Raw genomic sequence first — 15,844 nt, 5'->3', positions numbered from 1 at the left:
TCGACTTGCATGTATTAGGCACGCCGCCAGCGTTCGTCCTGAGCCAGGATCAAACTCTCCATGAAAATGGTAAGCTGATTAGCTCAATCTGCATCACGCTAGCAATGCAATAATAATTACGTTGGGATTTTCTTGAAAACCCCTGAGATATCATGTATCTCTATTTCGCTTGGCTTTTGTTCAGTTTTCAAAGAACTACATTGTCGCTCACTGGCGACCTAACCTATGTTACTAGGTATCTAATTGGAAGTCAAGAACTTTTTTAGTGATTTTGATCACACTCTAAATAACTGAGCTGCAGATCTTAATACAGGCATAAAAAAAGCACCTGCTGAAGTATTAAGTTCTAATGGAGCGGGTGATGAGAATCGAACTCACGACATCAGCTTGGAAGGCTGAGGTTTTACCACTAAACTACACCCGCATAATATTTTACACAATTAAACAATCCATCCATCATTATAAATTATAAAGATGGTCGGGAAGACAGGATTTGAACCTGCGACCCCCTGGTCCCAAACCAGGTGCTCTACCAAGCTGAGCCACTTCCCGATAGCATCATAGAATTAACAACAAGTTTTTGGTGCGGTTGAGAGGACTCGAACCTCCACGGGGTTAACCCCCACTAGGCCCTCAACCTAGCGCGTCTGCCATTCCGCCACAACCGCGTTCGCACCAATTATTCTATTACAAAGTGCGGGTGAAGGGAGTCGAACCCCCACGTCATAAGACACTAGATCCTAAGTCTAGCGCGTCTGCCAATTCCGCCACACCCGCAAAGGTAAATGGCGGTCCGGACGGGACTCGAACCCGCGACCTCCTGCGTGACAGGCAGGCATTCTAACCAACTGAACTACCGGACCATATATGGTGGAGGATGACGGGATCGAACCGCCGACCCCCTGCTTGTAAGGCAGGTGCTCTCCCAGCTGAGCTAATCCTCCAATTTGTAAATGAGAGCGAAAATGTTAGAGGTTAAAAACCCATTCCCTAACTTCTATTTCTTAAATGGTGACCCGTACGGGATTCGAACCCGTGTTACCGCCGTGAAAGGGCGGTGTCTTAACCGCTTGACCAACGGGCCAACTACATAATGGCGGAGAAGGAGGGATTTGAACCCTCGCGCCGCGCAAACGACCTACACCCTTAGCAGGGGCGCCCCTTCAGCCACTTGGGTACTTCTCCATGGCTCCACAGGTAGGACTCGAACCTACGACCGATCGGTTAACAGCCGATTGCTCTACCACTGAGCTACTGTGGAATACTTTTGCTGACTCGAATATCTTAATATGATATATCTCAAATGTCAACTATTTTCATCGCCTCTCGTTCAGCGACTTCTATAATATATCATAGGACAAGAATAAAATGCAATAGTTTCATTTAGATTTTTTTTAGTCGCCCTCGACATTTGCCACAAACATATTTATTAACATCCAACCTTCTTTTTCTTCTATATGTGATTCCACATTGGGAACATACATAACTGTGTATGGAAGATGATGCATTCGCAGTACCTGGTACCAGATCACAAAATCTTGGCGCACCTACTTTCTCCAGCAACAATCTAAAATCGCGATCGCGATGTTGATATCCCTTCCCTTGTAAATGAAGATGATAGTGACAAAGTTCATGCTTAATAATACCAATAAGAGCCTCTTCACCATAGTACAACAACTGCTTAGGATTTAATTCTATATTGTGACTCCTGAGCAAATAACGCCCACCCGTTGTACGAAGTCGGTTATTGAACAAAGCTTTATGTTTAAACTCCAACCCAAATTCATTTAGGGAAATTCGTTCAACTAACTGCTGTAACTGCTCGTCCGTCATTAAATTTTGTTTTTTACTCATAAATCTTCACCAATCTCTCAACTTTGACAAACCCTCTATCATATAATAATTCAAAATGAGTAAGTTGTTAAGGAGTTGATTCTTATGCCTGCATGGCTAAGACAACAGTTAAAAAAAGCCTACTTACAAAAAGACAGATATCAAATTAAAGTACTTAACCAATGTTGGTTTTATTACAAAGAAAAAGAGGCCAAATTACAACAAGGGTGACTCCGAACGGAGTCACCCTTGTTATATATTAAGATACACTTTGCGCTTCTGGCTTTTTCATCGTCAAAGCCACTCTTCCTTTTTGGGCATCAACTTGCTCAACCCACACCGTAACAATTTCACCTACAGCAACTACTTCGAGAGGGTGTTTAACAAACCGGTTCGTAAGCTTCGAGATATGAACAAGCCCATCTTGTTTTACGCCGATATCAACAAAGGCACCGAAATCAACAACATTTCGTACAGTCCCTTGCAATTCCATCCCCACTTGAAGGTCTTCCATCTTTAGAACATCTTGCTTTAAAAGTGGTTTAGTCACTTCATCACGAGGGTCCCGCGATGGACGAATTAAACTATCAACGATATCCTTTAATGTTGGCACCCCCACACCTAATTCATCAGCCAATTTAGGGAAATCAATCGTTTGTAATTGCTCCCTTACTTTCTTTGTCCCTATTTCATCATCTGTTGATCCAATATGAGACAGTAAATTAGCAACTTCTTTGTAACTTTCCGGGTGAATTGCCGTTGCATCAAGCGGTTGGTCACCACCTTGAATTCTCAAAAAACCAATTGCTTGTTCATACGTTTTCGCTCCAAGCCTAGGAATTTTCTTTAATTGCTTCCGGTTCGTAAAACGCCCTTCTTCATCGCGACGTTTAACTATATTCGTTGCAACCGCCTTTGATAGACCAGCCACATATTGCAAAAGCGAAACAGAAGCAGTATTAACATTTACTCCTACTTGGTTAACAACTGTTTCAACGACAAATGTTAATGATTCATTTAATCTTTTCTGCGAGACATCGTGCTGATATTGTCCAACCCCTACCGATTTAGGATCGATTTTCACAAGTTCCGCTAAAGGGTCTTGCAAACGGCGCGCAATTGAAGCGGCACTTCTTTCTTCAACTTGAAGGTCAGGAAATTCCTCTCTTCCTAATTCAGATGCAGAGTACACACTTGCACCTGCCTCGTTCACAATAAGGTAGTAAATAGGTTTATGTAATTCTTTCATGACATCAGCAATAAACTGCTCCGTTTCACGAGATGCTGTCCCATTACCAATCGCAATCATTTCAACGTCATATTTTTCTATAAATGACTTAACAATCTCCGTCGCCTTTTCTTTTTCATTACGCGGAGGTGTCGGATATACAACTGAAATATCTAGAACTTTACCAGTAGCATCGACAACAGCTAACTTGCATCCTGTTCTGTAAGCTGGATCAACCCCTAGAACTGTCTTATCCTTCATCGGAGGTTGCAATAGTAAATGACGGAGATTTTCAGCAAAAATATGAATTGCTTGCTCTTCAGCTTTTTCCGTTAGCTCATTTCGGATATCACGTTCAATTGAAGGTTCAATTAAACGCTTGTATCCATCTTCAATAGCCTCCTCTAAAATTGGAGATGCAGGAGAGTTGGAATTACGGATGACTTTACGTTTCATATCAGATAAGATTCTCTCTGCTGGAAATACCAATGAAACGCGAAGAATCCCTTCTTTTTCTCCACGATTCACAGCTAAAATCCGATGTGGGACAATCGATTTAATCGCTTCTTCATATTCATAATACATTTCAAAAACTTGCTTTTCATCGACTTCTTTATCTTTAGCAACCGTCTTCATCTTTCCATCTCGAAAGCCAGTCAAACGGATCGCCTTGCGTAATTCAGCATTATCTGACACCCATTCAGCAACAATGTCTTTTGCTCCTTGGATTACATCATCCACATTTGCCAATTCATGCTCATCAGATAAATATTTCAACGCCTCTTCTTCAACAGAACCCACTTTCGGTAAAGACTGCAACCACAAAGCAAACGGCTCAAGCCCTTTTTCTTTCGCAACTGTCGCCCTTGTTCTTCTTTTTTGCTTATAAGGTCGATATAAATCCTCTACCTCTTGCAACTTTTTAGCAGTTGTTATTTTTTCACGAAGTTCGTCTGTTAATTTCCCTTGTTCATCAATTAAGCGAATAACTTCCTCTTGACGATTCGTTAGTTGATTGGCGTATTCCCATTTTTCGACTATCGTCCTAATTTGAACTTCATCAAGGCCACCTGTCATCTCCTTACGATAACGGGCAATAAACGGAACCGTGTTGCCGTCCTCAACTAACTTAATCAATTGTTCTATGTATGATGATTTCACATTTAGCTCTTTTGCTACGCTTTGAATTGTTTCACTACGCTTTGCCTCGTTCATTCCAACACCTCATCAAAAAATAGAATATATTTATGATAGCATAAGTTTCTTTATTCATCCTAGCACACAAAAAGAGTGAACGCGTTTAAACCTGCACCTTTTCAAGCTAATACAAGAACACGCAAGCATAAGAGCCCACCGAAAAAGGTGATAACCATCCCTTTTCCAGTGAGCTCCTACTTTTTTCCAATACCCTCTCTTTTTTAAATAAGCTTCCCAACTAGCAATGTTATGTCATCAGATGCCGGCTCGTCTGCCGCACATATCACACGGATAACTTCTTTAGGAGTAGTCATATTCTTTAACACTTCTTTACGAGGCCTCTTCTTCACTCCGTCTGAATAAAGCAAAAACGAACTTCCTTTTTCGTAACGAAAACTTGTACTTTTAACACTTTGCTTTTTCCCGGATAAATACCCTCTAGAAGGAATCGGTTCAATCACATTTCCATCAGGCAAGCACAAAACAAATCCAACATTCCCGTAATTACAATAAGCAATTTCCTTCTCATTGTAGTCTATTTTCAAAACGGTCATAACCGCTCCACGCTTATGCATTAGCGCATCATTACACAACTCAACAATCCTTTGAACTGGTTCATCATAATGCGATCGGATAACTTCAACAGCAGCCAATGCTGAAGTGAAAGCCCCCTCTCCACTCCCCAATCCATCAATAACCGAACAAACTGTATAATTGTCCATCTGAATAACCGTATGCGTATCTCCAGAACGAGCATTGCCCTTTTTCGCTTGTTCAAAAGCGGCAACTTCAACGTTTGCATCACGATAAATTGTTACCATTTTAAATAATCTCCGAAGGCTCAACATTAATCGAATTCCTCAGTTTTTCAAGCGCCTTTCTTTGCAAACGCGAAACGTGCATCTGTGACATTCCAAGCTTCTCTCCCGTTTCCTTTTGACTTAAATTTTGAAGATATGTACAATTTAAAATTTCCTTTTCACGATCGTCTAAAACGCGAAATGCCTTTTCTAGCACTAACTTACGATCTGCTGTTTCATAGCCTAAATCAACCTTCCCAACTAAATCAAGTAGCGTTACATCCCCACCTTCTTGATCTGCCTCGAGCGACCGATCTACAGACAACGCCTGGTAACTCTTACTCATCTCCATTGTTTCTAGCACTTCCTCTTCTGAAACAGCTAGATAGTCAGCCAATTCATGTACTAGTGGAGATCTTTGCAGTTCTGCCGTTAGTGCTTCAACTGCTTTCTTTATCTTCGGACCTAATTCCTTAATACGTCTTGGAACATGAACACTCCATGTCTTATCGCGAATAAAGCGTTTAATCTCTCCAACGATTGTCGGGATAGCAAATGACTCAAAACTACGTCCTACCTCAGGATCAAACCTTTTCAGCGCAGCCAACAATCCTACCATCCCAACTTGAAACATATCTTCATCATAATCTAGCCCTTTCGAAAACTTGCGAGCTAACGAGCGAACAAGAGCTTCATAGTGCTGCACGAGATGAACTTGAGCCTCTTGGTCATCATATTCCTGGTATTGTTTTATCCACTCATAAACCAATTCATTGTTCTGGTTGTGCCTCGTCGAACCCACTGACATCATGTTCCACCTCATCCCTATGAAGGAACTTTGTCATGATAAGGACAATGCCTGAGTTATTGTTGATTTCTACCTTATCCATCAATGTATTGATAAGAAATAGCCCTAAGCCACCTTCTTTCAAATCCCCAACAGGACTACTTGCATCTACCGGGCCTACATGTTCTTTCACTTCAGAAATATTAAAACTCTGACCACTATCTGCCACGACAATTTGTAACCGATCGCTATAAAGGTAATAAGACACATTCATTGTGCCACTTTGTTCATACGCATGATTTACAACGTTAGTACATGCTTCTGCAACCGCAATCTTCATATCCTCAATATCATCATACGAAAAACCAACTCGATTGGCGATTCCAGAAACAGTCAAACGGACAACTCCCACATACTCCGATTTAGCCGGTACACTCATTTGGATGTGGTCTGCCTCATTTTGTTTCATTTTGACCCCTCCTCCTCTTCAATTGATATCACTTCATCCAATCCTGTTATCGAAAACAGACGATGTACTCTTTCTGACATCCCCATTAGCGTCAGGCTTCCACCACTTGTATCAATTGCTTTCAACGCTCCGATAAAGATTCCTAAGCCTGTACTATCTATATATTGCACACCAGATAAATCCACTTTAATTTCAGCCCCTGATTCAGCCAACGGCATCAGGTCTTCGCGTAATTTTGGTGCTGTATATGCATCAACTTCTCCTGACAAACGTAAAACATCGATCTCTAAACTTTTCTCACGACGAATAGATAAATTCATAGTGACTCTCCTCTCTTAACTTCTACTTGTTTATACCCTGTATCATTAAACTTAAACATTTCTGCGAATAATCATCAGTGTAAAATCGTCTTTTAATGTAAAGTCTTGCAACTTTGCTAGTTCATTGTAAATATGTTCAACCATTTCTTGAGCCGGTAAGTGCATGCATCTTCGAATGATAGTGATAATTTCTTCTCTACTAATAAACCGTTCCCCTATCCGACTTTCCGTTACCCCATCCGATAAGAAAATGATAAAGTCGCCTTTTTCAATTTTTCTGTTGTACTCCCTAAATTTCACACTTTTGGAAACACCAAGAACAAGCCCTTTCGCATAAAGGTCTTCAAAACGATCACTACTCGCCCGATAATAGAAACCAGGCTCGTGACCAGCAGCAGAATAATGGAATAGATGCGAGCGCGAGTCATACGACCCATACATCATCGTTACAAACATATTATCGTCAATGTTTTGTTCCACGACACGGTTTAGGTTTTCTAATAAAGCTGCAGGCTGTAAACGTTGCTCAGGAAGACTATCCATTGCATACTTGATCATGGACATACACAAGGCCGCAGGTACACCTTTCCCGATAATATCAGCTATCGCAAAGCCAACACATCCATTATCATCCTGGATATAATGATAGTAGTCGCCACTCATTTTAGTCGCAGGCACACTAATGACCCCTATATCTAGTTCTTCAACCACGGGAACATTTTTAGGCAAAAGCGTTTGCTGCATATCGGCAGCAACGTCTATTTCCGATTCTAATTCTAACTGCCTGTCCTTAAGACTTTGATGTTCACGATAAGCTAAACCGTATCCCATCATCACCTCAAGTAAGAGATCTAATGAGTCGACAATACCCTCTGGTACTGTTGGAAATAACTCTTCTAACACTTCACGATGAACATTTATCATTTCCTCAGGAGAGACTTGATGCTCAAGTAGAACTTTACTAAATTGTTGAGCCTCATATAACCCTTGTTCACTTTTATGAGTAAGAAAAGTTATTAGGATATGCTTATAAGTGTCTTCTAAATTTTGAACAGTTCGTTTCACAAAAGCCCTCCTTTTCACTTACACAGGAACTATATATATATATATGAAAACAAACAATTATTTTAGCCATTTAATTGTTGCAATAGTCGTACCTTGACCCACTTCCGAATCGATTGTAAATTCATCCATCAGTCGTTTCACTCCCGGCAACCCAGCTCCCATCCCTCCGGATGTCGTAAATCCATCAACCATCACTTGTCTAATATCCGGAATCCCCGGGCCCTGATCACGAGCGATAATTTGTATCCCTTTTTTCGTACCTATCTTCGAATGTTTTCCGACTACCTCAATACAGATTTCACCACGCTTAGCATAAAGATAGATATTGCGCGAAAGTTCTGAAATCGCTGTCGTGATACGCGCTTGATCAACACTTCCGAAACCAATCTCTTTAGACAACTTGCGGCCAGCTTGCCTAGCTGCAACAATTCCCCACTCATTTTTGACCTCCACACAAGATTGGGTTGTCATTCCTACCCCTCCAATTCTTGTTGCAACTTCGCAAGACCTTGCTCTAAATCTAACGCTGTTTGAACATCATCAAGTTTAATACCCATGTCAATGAGTGTAATCGCAACAGCTGGCTGAATTCCCGTCAATACCACTTTTGCTCCCATTAAACTAGACATATCAACTACATCACCAAGCACCTTTGCAATAAATGAGTCAATCATATCAACTGAAGTTAAGTCAATCACAACTCCTAAAGACCCTTCAACATGAATTTTATTAAGAAGATCCTCCTGAAATTGCAAGGCTGTTTGATCATCTAGTTCCACTTGGATACTAATTAATAAATACTGATGTAATTTCAATATAGGAATTCTCATTGTCTTCCTCCAAACTACAAATCAATCATTTTTTTATTCGTTAATTCCAGGGCCGTTTCAATCCCTTTTCGTAACGTGCTCTTAGTTGGGAACTTCCCTAGGTCGATCCCTAAATTAACAATTGTCTGAGCAATCTCCGGCCTAATGCCAACAAGGATACATGTTGCCCCTACTAATCTCACTGCTTCAGAAGCTTGAATAATATGATGTGCAACCATTGTATCAACTACCGGCACACCTGTTATATCGATAAGGACAACTTCAGAACGGTTCTCAATCACACCTTCTAATAAGTTCTCCATAATCAGCTTTGCTCTACCTGTATCAATCGTTCCAATAAGAGGCATAATTGTAATTTTATCAAACACCGGAATCAACGGAGCTGATAACTCAAGCAAAGAGAGCTTTTGCATTTCAATAATGTCTTCCCAATTTCCTGTATAATCGTGAACCAATTGATTGACGATGCGATCAATCCACTCTTCTAAGTCTGTAAATGTCGCTAATAAGGCTTGTACATCTGTCTCTTGTTCAGATAAACTCGCTAACAGAACTCTCCTAAAAGCTTGAAGCCCTTGAGTGAAATAAGAAAGCGGCCAACCACCTTGTATGTAATTTTCTGCAAATGAACTAATTTGCTCCTTCGCTTCTGCTTGGTCAGTACTGATTAAACTAAAAATAAAATCCATAAATTCTTCATTCATATTTTTATAGACCGCATCAGAAATAGAAGATAGATAGTTTTCAGAGCGAACCACTTCTAGCTCCTTTCTCCAAAGTTCTAATACCGTCTCTTTTTGATTTTCAAGTAACGAAAGTATATACGGTTGCATTTTGTATCCTCCTGTAACATCGTTCCCTTTATTATTTCATGAGACAAAATTAGTTGCAAAGATTTTACTTGTGGAAATTTTCACATTTTTCCTCACAATCAAACTAAAAAAGAACACAAAAAGACCTCGTACTTCTACGAGGTTCTCTTCATTAAAAATCAATTAGCCCTAAACTAATAAACAACGCATCATTTACACGATTCATCATATCATCATCCAAATGCGTTATTTTATCAGTCAACCTTTGCTTATCAATTGTCCGTACTTGCTCCAATAAAATGACTGAATCACGATCAAAACCGTATCGCTTTGCATTAATTTCAACATGGGTAGGCAATTTAGCCTTCTGAATTTGCGCTGTAATAGCAGCGACAATTACTGTCGGGCTGAAGCGATTACCAATATCATTTTGTATGACGAGTACAGGACGAACTCCCCCTTGCTCTGAACCAACAACAGGTGAAAGATCCGCAAAATATACGTCGCCTCGTTTCACAATCAAAGGCTACACCCCACTAACTAAGCGATCGAGGGTATTCTCTGCTTCCTCCTCGGCAAGAAAGGATTCTGACGCAATGTTTAGATTAATTTTCGCCATTTCCATGTAGCCTTGTTGCATCGTCTCACGAATCTGACGTTTTTTACGTTCACGTAGATACATTTTCGTTGCCTGCGAAATAAATTCACTCCGATTGACGTTTTCCTTTTTAATCACACCGTCCACCTCGTTCAACAAATGTTGTGGCAAATTAATTACAATGCGCTTTGTGTTTTGCTCTGACACAAACATCCACCCCCAGCATCCACCATTAACCTATTCTGCTAACTTATATTAACCAATATTATAATTTCTAATTTATTACCAAGAATAATCATAGCACTAGCATCATCAAAATGCAAAGACCGTTTAGTCTTTTTTTTCGATTTTCACACTTTGAGATCTGAAAATCGTATTAGCATCAACTATTTTAAATAAACACGAGGTACCCTTTGGCTAATAACACAAGGGATTTCATAATTGATTGTGCCAAGCCTTTTAGCAACCTCATCCATACTTATTGTATCATTTCCATCGGCACCAATCAATGTTACTACGGTTCCATTTTCAACCCACTTCGGCAGTTTGACCATACATTGATCCATGCAAATACGTCCGACAAATGGTGCTCGCTCGCCATCAATTAATACGTCTCCCCCATTTGTACTATGATACCTAAGCCAGCCATCAGCATAACCAATTGGAATTGTCCCAATCCATTCTTTTTCTATTGTCCTATAAGTAGCACCATAACTAATTGATTCACCAGGAGGTAACTCTTTCACTTGTACGAGGCGACTTTTCAATGAAAATGCTTGCTTTAATTTAACCGGAAGCTCCTTAGTGATCTCTGGAGATGGAGTAAGTCCATACATTGAGATACCTAACCGAAACATATTAAACATTTTCTCAGGAAAGCGCATTCCTGCTGCGCTATTGCCACTATGAATAAGTGGGACTGTTATCTCCCACTCCTCAAGCCATGAAAGCATCTCACAAAAGCGATTGTGCTGCTCGTTTACATAAGACACATCTACTTCATCAGCTGTTGCAAAGTGCGTATAAATACCGTTTAAATCAAATTGATCATGTTGCTGAACAAATTGAAAGAGCGAAATCGCTTCTTCCTTCGTCCGTAAACCAACTCTCCCCATCCCTGTATCAAATTTAACATGCACTTGAACACGTTTATCTTCATCAATATGTTTTTTGGCTTCTTCTAACCACTCAGTTTGAAAGACCGTTACGATAACACCAAACCGAACTGCAACCTGAACATCCTCTGGCCTTATACGACCTAAGATAAGTATCGGTGCTGTTATCCCCGCATCCCTTAAGGCAATAGCTTCATCTAGTATAGCTACCGCTAAATAGGTCGCTCCAGATTCAAGCGCTGTTTTCGCTACTTCCACTGCACCGTGGCCATAACCATTTGCCTTTACAACAGCCATGACATTTACATTTTTCTCTTGGTAAAGTTGACTAATGGCACTTACATTATACGAAATAGCCTTTAAATCAATCTCCGCCCAAGTATCTCGATAATATATTTGACTCATCCTAATCCTCCAATACCTAAACTGCACTTGAACCTTTTAGGTATATCTCTATTCAAACAATCTAATAATAAGCGTGTTTGTCCTATTTTCCAACAGGCACTTTTAGAATTTATTTTACCACAAAGGAGAACACAAAAGAAAAAGAAGGTGTTTCGCATGATCCACTTTTGATCATGCAAAACACCTCTTGTTTTTTGTTACTTTTCTTCCGTTCCATAAACAGAGCTTGCAATTGACATCATTTCTTCTTGACTTAGGTTTTCAGAAGCAAGGAAGAAATCAACACCATTGTAAGACCACTGTAGTGACTCTTCTGTCATCACACCAATTGTAAATCCAAGGTCAACAGGCTCCCCTTGACTCACATTCATAGGAGTCGAAGCTGGTACGACTTGACTTTGTTCTTGAATTAATGTGAATGGTTGTTCCCCACTATATTGCAAGAGTATACGCTCTCCATTTTCTGATTCAATGTTTCTTGAACCATCAAATTGTGTGCCATCTGGTGTGTACATCGGATAGTAAACCGACATTTCTTCCATAGGCTCGGCCATTGCTGGCTCTTCTGTCATTTGTGCACCTGTCATGTTACGCTCCATATCAAAGTCGCCTTCATTAAAGCTTGCATTCCATTCAAATTCAGTGAAATCTAGTTGAACAAGCAGCTCAAGATCAGCATTCATAATCTTCACCTGCGCTGGTGATAAATCCTTTTTATTCAACTTAATTTCTTGTTTATTTAAATTTTTATTTTGATAGTTAGTATTTGTTTGGAACACATAGTAATCCTCATCAGCTTGGAACGAACGCTCCGGGTCCATTAAAATGTCTTGAATAAGAGATTCATAAAGATATACTTGGCTACTATTTGTCGGCCAGTCGCTTTGGAAACGGAAACTTTTGTTTAAAGCGGGTGTCAACACGAAAACCCCATCATCATTGCGAAGGATAATTTGGCTTTGGTCTTTATTTTGATTTTCTAAAGCTACACGATAATAGCTCTTCTTTTGATGCCAAACATCCACCTCATACGTTTGTTGTTCCTTTCCTGTTTCTAAAGTCATTGTAGACTTTGCCTTATACCCAGTCATTTCCGTAAGCTTCTCGTCTAAATCAGTCATAATGTCTTCTTGTGTTTTTTCGCCGCAACCTACGAGTATCATAGATAGTAGTAACCCTAGTGTAGCGAACCAGATTGCTTTTTTCATGCTTTCACCCCTTTGTCTCATTTGAAAGAAGAGAGCGAACGCATTCAAGAGACGGCTTTCTCATTGTTGTGTGCCCTGTTTTTCACCGTAGCAAGTACGACTGGTATACTCACTATAGGTTAGAAAAAGCTAGGATCATCTTGTAGGAAATAGACCTGACTCTGCCTGAATGTCTTACCTCTTCTATTCGCACTACAACTATATGAGACAACCTTGAGCAATATGCAGACTAGCTTGACGAGCTTTCAATAATTACTTGCGCTACAGCGTATGACTTGCTATGTGATATCGATAAGTGGATGACCCCTTCAACCCCTGTGGCAGTAAGGGTTGGACTCCCATTCTTTTCTTTTAACACCTCTATTTCTTGCCAGCTATAACTTTTTGAATTTGTTTTGCCACTAGCTTTTATAAATGCCTCTTTGGCAGCAAATCTGCCTGCAACAAATTCATTTTTGCGTGTTTCGGAAAAGTGTTGAAGGGCCTCCCTTTCTTTTGGTGTTAAAATACGGTCAACAAATCTCGGCTGACGTTTAGCTGCTTTTTCAATCCGTTCAAGCTCAACAATGTCAATTCCGATTCCTTTAATCATATAAGAAACTCCCCACTCTCTTTTTACTCATTCCCATCGCCCACACTACATAAGCTTGGTTTATACGAGTAACCATACTTTATCTGTTATAATAGCAAATATAAAAGGAGGCTGTACCATGTTTATCCGAAACGAAAGCTTTTATTCGTTTAGACGTCAATATCCTGTGATTACAATTCTTGTAGCCATTCACCTACTACTATTTGTCTGGATGAACTTTCTCCCATACGGGAATTTGATTAGAGCAATGGGGGTCGGATACAACCTTGCTATCGCCAACGGAGAATATTGGCGCTTAATCACACCGATTTTTATGCACATCGGATTAGGCCATGTTATTTTCAATTCATTTTCCCTAGTTATTTTCGGGCCTGCACTTGAAAGAATGCTAGGCAAAGTCAAATTTATTCTCGTCTATCTAGTAACAGGCATCATTGCCAACATCGCGACATTTTACATTGGAGGACTTACTTACCCACCACACTTAGGTGCATCTGGAGCTATATTCGGCTTACTCGGGCTGTATGTTTACCTTGTTCTGAACCGTAAAGATTTAATTGATAATGTAAACTCCCAACTCGTTATGACCATTATCGCAATCGGCTTGGTGATGACTTTTGTAAACCCTAATATTAATATATTTGCCCATCTATTCGGGTTAATTACCGGCGCTGCCCTTGCTCCTCTTTTCCTTATTGGCGCTAAGCCCTTTTATGCAAGGCAACGAGTTTTTGCCGATGCAAGCGAGCCAGTCTTCGATCCTAATAGGTGGCAAAAGAAAAGACGAAACACCAAAAGACTTAAGCAGATTCTATGGATTGCATTCGGTCTACTTGTTCTTTTCGGCTTGCTTGGACAAATTTTATAAAAATAATAATGAGAAGCTGGTTCGTCTCAGTCTGAGAATAACCAAACGAGATCAAATCTATATAAGATTTGATCTCGTTTTTCTTTAGGGGAAACATTCTGATTGTTATTTTTCAAAAAATCATCGCTCAAATAATGAATGAGAATGTGATACCACTCACAGAATTGAAAGCACAATTAAATTAAAGTAATGGATAAACATCGAACTAAGTAGCTCCTAATAGCAGGAGGACCTGTTCAACACTTAACACTTATCTCAAAGGAGGACTTTAAAGATGAAAAGACCAGACCTGCCAATTGTTTATTCATGTTCCGGATGTTCATCCGCAGCACAAACTGCTAATATGATTGCTATTAGAATGGATCGTGAAAGAGTCGCAGAGATGTCCTGCATTGCAGGTGTGGGGGGAGATGTTAAACCTCTTGTAAAAACAGCTAAATCCGGACGCGATATCATTGCCATTGATGGATGTCACTTATCTTGTTGCAAGAGCTCTTTAGCTAGGCACGACGTGAAACCGAAACATTATTTCGTACTTACTGACTTAGACGTACCAAAAATACAAGGAGAAGATCCTAACCCTACCCTTTATATGAGTGCCTATAAACAGATATTAGAATTAACCAGGGAAACTTCACAATAAAACAACATAAAGGTCTCCCCCCGTTTGGATACTCAACAGATTTAGGTCTAAATATAGCAAATAGCTACTAGTATGCGCTCGGGGGCTAAACCTCAATTCAGAAACGTCCTCATTATCTACAAATTAAGCTCTAATTGTATGTATAAGCTCTTGCTAGGAAAGATGTACATACCTTTTGGCATTCAAAATATCAATAATTTCAATTCGGTTTGGGCACCTGAGACTATTTTCCTTGCAATACTTATGAGCGACACTCGCGCCTAGAATGTAACTCTCTATCGTAATACCGATATGGACAGTCTAAAAAAATTTCATGACTGTCGTATAATCTTCTTCCACTGATCGTATTCATCTTTTCTCCTGCCTCGTATTCCCAAACTGACAATGATTTTGATACTCACAACCATACTCGCATTTGTCGATTGCTTGATAGATCGAACACCAGGATCGCTTCGCATAACAAATTGGAATCGCCTGTTCGGTCGCCTTCTTTTTCAAGACCCCCGTTAAATTGTGATTAATGAAGTCTGTCAAAACGAGCACTAAGTCAATACGGGACGGAATTTCTTTTTTCACCATTTGTACTTTCCTTCCACTAACATGAATAATTTCTTTAAATCCAAGCTCTTCTAGTTTTTTAGGGATAGAGCCCAAACGATCAGCACCGACTATTAATAAAGAAGACATGAATAACACACTCCTGACATTAATGAGAATAGTTATCATTATAATAAATGAAAGTGATTCTCATTGTCAATATAATAATCAAAAAATTTTAATAATAAGGTGCCTTATTCACTTCACAAACAACCTGTATAAACCTGCCTTTTTCATCAAAAAATAGACTGCATACCTTAATGAGGAGGATTATATTATGTTTGATGTTGCAGATGGATTCCTCGTTGTAACAATCGGGGCTTTCGTATTTATATGTATAGCAATGGTTCTATGGGCTAGAAATAGAAAAAAGTCGTAGCGTGTCAAAAGGTTAACATGACCTTTTGAGATCGCCCGTATCTGCACCTCTACAACTAGCTGATATAACAATTATCAAAAGAAAACAGTGTTGTACCT

General features: G+C 39.8%; 19 protein-coding genes, 9 tRNA genes and 1 rRNA gene. 3 read left to right on the top strand and 26 right to left on the bottom strand.

The genetic code is table 11. From position 1 onward, the window contains the following. From AC1FXZ_RS19750 to AC1FXZ_RS19700, 11 genes are all read right to left on the bottom strand, one after another. Window positions 1-65 (bottom strand): 16S ribosomal RNA (locus AC1FXZ_RS19750); the annotation flags it as partial. Between the two features lie 285 nt (window positions 66-350). Then, window positions 351-424: transfer RNA gene (locus AC1FXZ_RS19745), tRNA-Gly, on the bottom strand. A 51-nt stretch (window positions 425-475) separates the two neighbouring features. Continuing rightward, a tRNA-Pro gene (locus tag AC1FXZ_RS19740) sits at window positions 476-552 on the bottom strand. A 29-nt stretch (window positions 553-581) separates the two neighbouring features. Further along, window positions 582-668 (bottom strand) — tRNA-Leu (locus tag AC1FXZ_RS19735). 27 nt (window positions 669-695) lie between these two features. Continuing rightward, window positions 696-777: transfer RNA gene (locus AC1FXZ_RS19730), tRNA-Leu, on the bottom strand. Window positions 778-786: 9 nt separating this feature from the next. Next, window positions 787-863, bottom strand: a tRNA-Asp gene (locus AC1FXZ_RS19725). A gap of 5 nt (window positions 864-868) precedes the next feature. Further along, window positions 869-944: transfer RNA gene (locus AC1FXZ_RS19720), tRNA-Val, on the bottom strand. Between the two features lie 65 nt (window positions 945-1,009). Then, a tRNA-Glu gene (locus AC1FXZ_RS19715) sits at window positions 1,010-1,084 on the bottom strand. A gap of 10 nt (window positions 1,085-1,094) precedes the next feature. Then, a tRNA-Ser gene (locus AC1FXZ_RS19710) sits at window positions 1,095-1,185 on the bottom strand. A gap of 1 nt (window position 1,186) precedes the next feature. After that, window positions 1,187-1,261, bottom strand: a tRNA-Asn gene (locus AC1FXZ_RS19705). A gap of 122 nt (window positions 1,262-1,383) precedes the next feature. After that, entirely contained in the window at window positions 1,384-1,833 is a 450-nt protein-coding gene (locus AC1FXZ_RS19700; protein ID WP_480056851.1) for a SprT family protein, read from the bottom strand. Window positions 1,834-1,938: 105 nt separating this feature from the next. On the opposite strand from AC1FXZ_RS19700, the gene cmpA reads away from it, so the two are divergent. After that, window positions 1,939-2,064 carry a cortex morphogenetic protein CmpA gene (gene cmpA / locus AC1FXZ_RS19695; RefSeq protein ID WP_480056849.1) on the top strand — a complete coding sequence of 42 codons (126 nt, stop codon included), beginning with the start codon at window positions 1,939-1,941 and terminating at the stop codon, window positions 2,062-2,064. Between the two features lie 28 nt (window positions 2,065-2,092). On the opposite strand, the gene AC1FXZ_RS19690 is transcribed toward cmpA, so the two are convergent. The 14 genes from AC1FXZ_RS19690 to acpS all read right to left on the bottom strand — a co-directional run bounded on the left by AC1FXZ_RS19690 (window position 2,093) and on the right by acpS (window position 13,259). Then, window positions 2,093-4,276: a Tex family protein gene (locus AC1FXZ_RS19690; protein WP_480056847.1), complete on the bottom strand. Its 2,184-nt coding sequence runs from the start codon at window positions 4,274-4,276 to the stop codon at window positions 2,093-2,095. Between the two features lie 203 nt (window positions 4,277-4,479). After that, a complete protein-coding gene (locus AC1FXZ_RS19685) occupies window positions 4,480-5,079 on the bottom strand; it encodes a PP2C family serine/threonine-protein phosphatase (protein ID WP_480056845.1) in 600 nt (199 codons plus the stop codon). Between the two features lies 1 nt (window position 5,080). Next, on the bottom strand, window positions 5,081-5,866 hold the full coding sequence (sigB, locus tag AC1FXZ_RS19680) for an RNA polymerase sigma factor SigB (protein WP_480056843.1): 786 nt from the start codon (window positions 5,864-5,866) through the stop codon (window positions 5,081-5,083). Next, complete coding sequence (gene rsbW / locus AC1FXZ_RS19675) at window positions 5,829-6,314, bottom strand: anti-sigma B factor RsbW (RefSeq protein ID WP_480056841.1); 486 nt, start codon at window positions 6,312-6,314, stop codon at window positions 5,829-5,831. The genes sigB and rsbW overlap by 38 nt, the downstream gene beginning before the upstream one ends. Then, window positions 6,311-6,634: an STAS domain-containing protein gene (locus tag AC1FXZ_RS19670; protein ID WP_480056839.1), complete on the bottom strand. Its 324-nt coding sequence runs from the start codon at window positions 6,632-6,634 to the stop codon at window positions 6,311-6,313. The genes rsbW and AC1FXZ_RS19670 overlap by 4 nt, the downstream gene beginning before the upstream one ends. A 51-nt stretch (window positions 6,635-6,685) precedes the next feature. Next, window positions 6,686-7,699 (bottom strand): PP2C family protein-serine/threonine phosphatase, encoded by a 1,014-nt coding sequence (locus tag AC1FXZ_RS19665; RefSeq protein ID WP_480056837.1) that lies wholly within the window; start codon window positions 7,697-7,699, stop codon window positions 6,686-6,688. 57 nt (window positions 7,700-7,756) lie between these two features. After that, a complete protein-coding gene (locus tag AC1FXZ_RS19660; protein ID WP_480056835.1) occupies window positions 7,757-8,170 on the bottom strand; it encodes an anti-sigma regulatory factor in 414 nt (137 codons plus the stop codon). A 2-nt stretch (window positions 8,171-8,172) separates the two neighbouring features. Beyond that, a complete protein-coding gene (locus tag AC1FXZ_RS19655; protein ID WP_480056833.1) occupies window positions 8,173-8,529 on the bottom strand; it encodes an STAS domain-containing protein in 357 nt (118 codons plus the stop codon). A gap of 14 nt (window positions 8,530-8,543) precedes the next feature. After that, window positions 8,544-9,362: an STAS domain-containing protein gene (locus AC1FXZ_RS19650; protein ID WP_480056831.1), complete on the bottom strand. Its 819-nt coding sequence runs from the start codon at window positions 9,360-9,362 to the stop codon at window positions 8,544-8,546. A gap of 151 nt (window positions 9,363-9,513) precedes the next feature. Next, window positions 9,514-9,864 carry a type II toxin-antitoxin system PemK/MazF family toxin gene (locus tag AC1FXZ_RS19645; RefSeq protein ID WP_034631315.1) on the bottom strand — a complete coding sequence of 117 codons (351 nt, stop codon included), beginning with the start codon at window positions 9,862-9,864 and terminating at the stop codon, window positions 9,514-9,516. 3 nt (window positions 9,865-9,867) lie between these two features. Then, entirely contained in the window at window positions 9,868-10,152 is a 285-nt protein-coding gene (locus tag AC1FXZ_RS19640) for a CopG family ribbon-helix-helix protein (RefSeq protein WP_034631317.1), read from the bottom strand. Window positions 10,153-10,325: 173 nt separating this feature from the next. Beyond that, window positions 10,326-11,459, bottom strand: coding sequence for an alanine racemase (gene alr, locus AC1FXZ_RS19635; protein WP_480056828.1), 1,134 nt, complete (start codon window positions 11,457-11,459; stop codon window positions 10,326-10,328). Between the two features lie 197 nt (window positions 11,460-11,656). Further along, the gene (locus tag AC1FXZ_RS19630; protein WP_480056826.1) at window positions 11,657-12,667 is read right to left on the bottom strand and encodes a LolA family protein; all 1,011 of its coding nucleotides are present in this window, start codon (window positions 12,665-12,667) and stop codon (window positions 11,657-11,659) included. Window positions 12,668-12,896: 229 nt separating this feature from the next. Further along, a complete protein-coding gene (gene acpS / locus AC1FXZ_RS19625) occupies window positions 12,897-13,259 on the bottom strand; it encodes a holo-ACP synthase (RefSeq protein ID WP_480056824.1) in 363 nt (120 codons plus the stop codon). A gap of 118 nt (window positions 13,260-13,377) precedes the next feature. Here acpS and AC1FXZ_RS19620 point away from each other — a divergent pair, with 118 nt between their 5' ends. Both AC1FXZ_RS19620 and AC1FXZ_RS19615 read left to right on the top strand, forming a co-directional pair. After that, window positions 13,378-14,127 carry a rhomboid family intramembrane serine protease gene (locus AC1FXZ_RS19620; RefSeq protein ID WP_480056822.1) on the top strand — a complete coding sequence of 250 codons (750 nt, stop codon included), beginning with the start codon at window positions 13,378-13,380 and terminating at the stop codon, window positions 14,125-14,127. Window positions 14,128-14,401: 274 nt separating this feature from the next. After that, the gene (locus tag AC1FXZ_RS19615) at window positions 14,402-14,770 is read left to right on the top strand and encodes a putative zinc-binding protein (RefSeq protein ID WP_480056820.1); all 369 of its coding nucleotides are present in this window, start codon (window positions 14,402-14,404) and stop codon (window positions 14,768-14,770) included. 348 nt (window positions 14,771-15,118) lie between these two features. Here the strand turns inward: AC1FXZ_RS19615 and AC1FXZ_RS19610 are convergent, their stop codons facing one another. Then, a complete protein-coding gene (locus tag AC1FXZ_RS19610; protein WP_480056818.1) occupies window positions 15,119-15,457 on the bottom strand; it encodes a DUF2325 domain-containing protein in 339 nt (112 codons plus the stop codon). Window positions 15,458-15,844 lie beyond the last annotated feature (387 nt).

The organism is Halalkalibacter sp. HAAS-P014 (assembly GCF_056619965.1).
Note: the sequence above shows the minus strand (reverse complement) of the source record. Positions and strands in the feature narration are given on the sequence as shown.

What these genes read in the sequence shown, in the direction of transcription:
- AC1FXZ_RS19650 (WP_480056831.1), bottom strand. Translation starts at nt 9,362, where the DNA reads ATGCAACCGTATATACTTTCGTTACTTGAAAATCAAAAAGAGACGGTA.
- rsbW (WP_480056841.1), bottom strand. Translation starts at nt 6,314, where the DNA reads ATGAAACAAAATGAGGCAGACCACATCCAAATGAGTGTACCGGCTAAA.
- acpS (WP_480056824.1), bottom strand. Translation starts at nt 13,259, where the DNA reads ATGATTAAAGGAATCGGAATTGACATTGTTGAGCTTGAACGGATTGAA.
- AC1FXZ_RS19700 (WP_480056851.1), bottom strand. Translation starts at nt 1,833, where the DNA reads ATGACGGACGAGCAGTTACAGCAGTTAGTTGAACGAATTTCCCTAAAT.
- AC1FXZ_RS19685 (WP_480056845.1), bottom strand. Translation starts at nt 5,079, where the DNA reads ATGGTAACAATTTATCGTGATGCAAACGTTGAAGTTGCCGCTTTTGAA.
- sigB (WP_480056843.1), bottom strand. Translation starts at nt 5,866, where the DNA reads ATGTCAGTGGGTTCGACGAGGCACAACCAGAACAATGAATTGGTTTAT.
- AC1FXZ_RS19640 (WP_034631317.1), bottom strand. Translation starts at nt 10,152, where the DNA reads ATGTTTGTGTCAGAGCAAAACACAAAGCGCATTGTAATTAATTTGCCA.
- AC1FXZ_RS19655 (WP_480056833.1), bottom strand. Translation starts at nt 8,529, where the DNA reads ATGAGAATTCCTATATTGAAATTACATCAGTATTTATTAATTAGTATC.
- cmpA (WP_480056849.1), top strand. Translation starts at nt 1,939, where the DNA reads ATGCCTGCATGGCTAAGACAACAGTTAAAAAAAGCCTACTTACAAAAA.
- AC1FXZ_RS19690 (WP_480056847.1), bottom strand. Translation starts at nt 4,276, where the DNA reads ATGAACGAGGCAAAGCGTAGTGAAACAATTCAAAGCGTAGCAAAAGAG.
- AC1FXZ_RS19670 (WP_480056839.1), bottom strand. Translation starts at nt 6,634, where the DNA reads ATGAATTTATCTATTCGTCGTGAGAAAAGTTTAGAGATCGATGTTTTA.
- AC1FXZ_RS19610 (WP_480056818.1), bottom strand. Translation starts at nt 15,457, where the DNA reads ATGTCTTCTTTATTAATAGTCGGTGCTGATCGTTTGGGCTCTATCCCT.
- AC1FXZ_RS19660 (WP_480056835.1), bottom strand. Translation starts at nt 8,170, where the DNA reads ATGACAACCCAATCTTGTGTGGAGGTCAAAAATGAGTGGGGAATTGTT.
- AC1FXZ_RS19615 (WP_480056820.1), top strand. Translation starts at nt 14,402, where the DNA reads ATGAAAAGACCAGACCTGCCAATTGTTTATTCATGTTCCGGATGTTCA.
- alr (WP_480056828.1), bottom strand. Translation starts at nt 11,459, where the DNA reads ATGAGTCAAATATATTATCGAGATACTTGGGCGGAGATTGATTTAAAG.
- AC1FXZ_RS19620 (WP_480056822.1), top strand. Translation starts at nt 13,378, where the DNA reads ATGTTTATCCGAAACGAAAGCTTTTATTCGTTTAGACGTCAATATCCT.
- AC1FXZ_RS19630 (WP_480056826.1), bottom strand. Translation starts at nt 12,667, where the DNA reads ATGAAAAAAGCAATCTGGTTCGCTACACTAGGGTTACTACTATCTATG.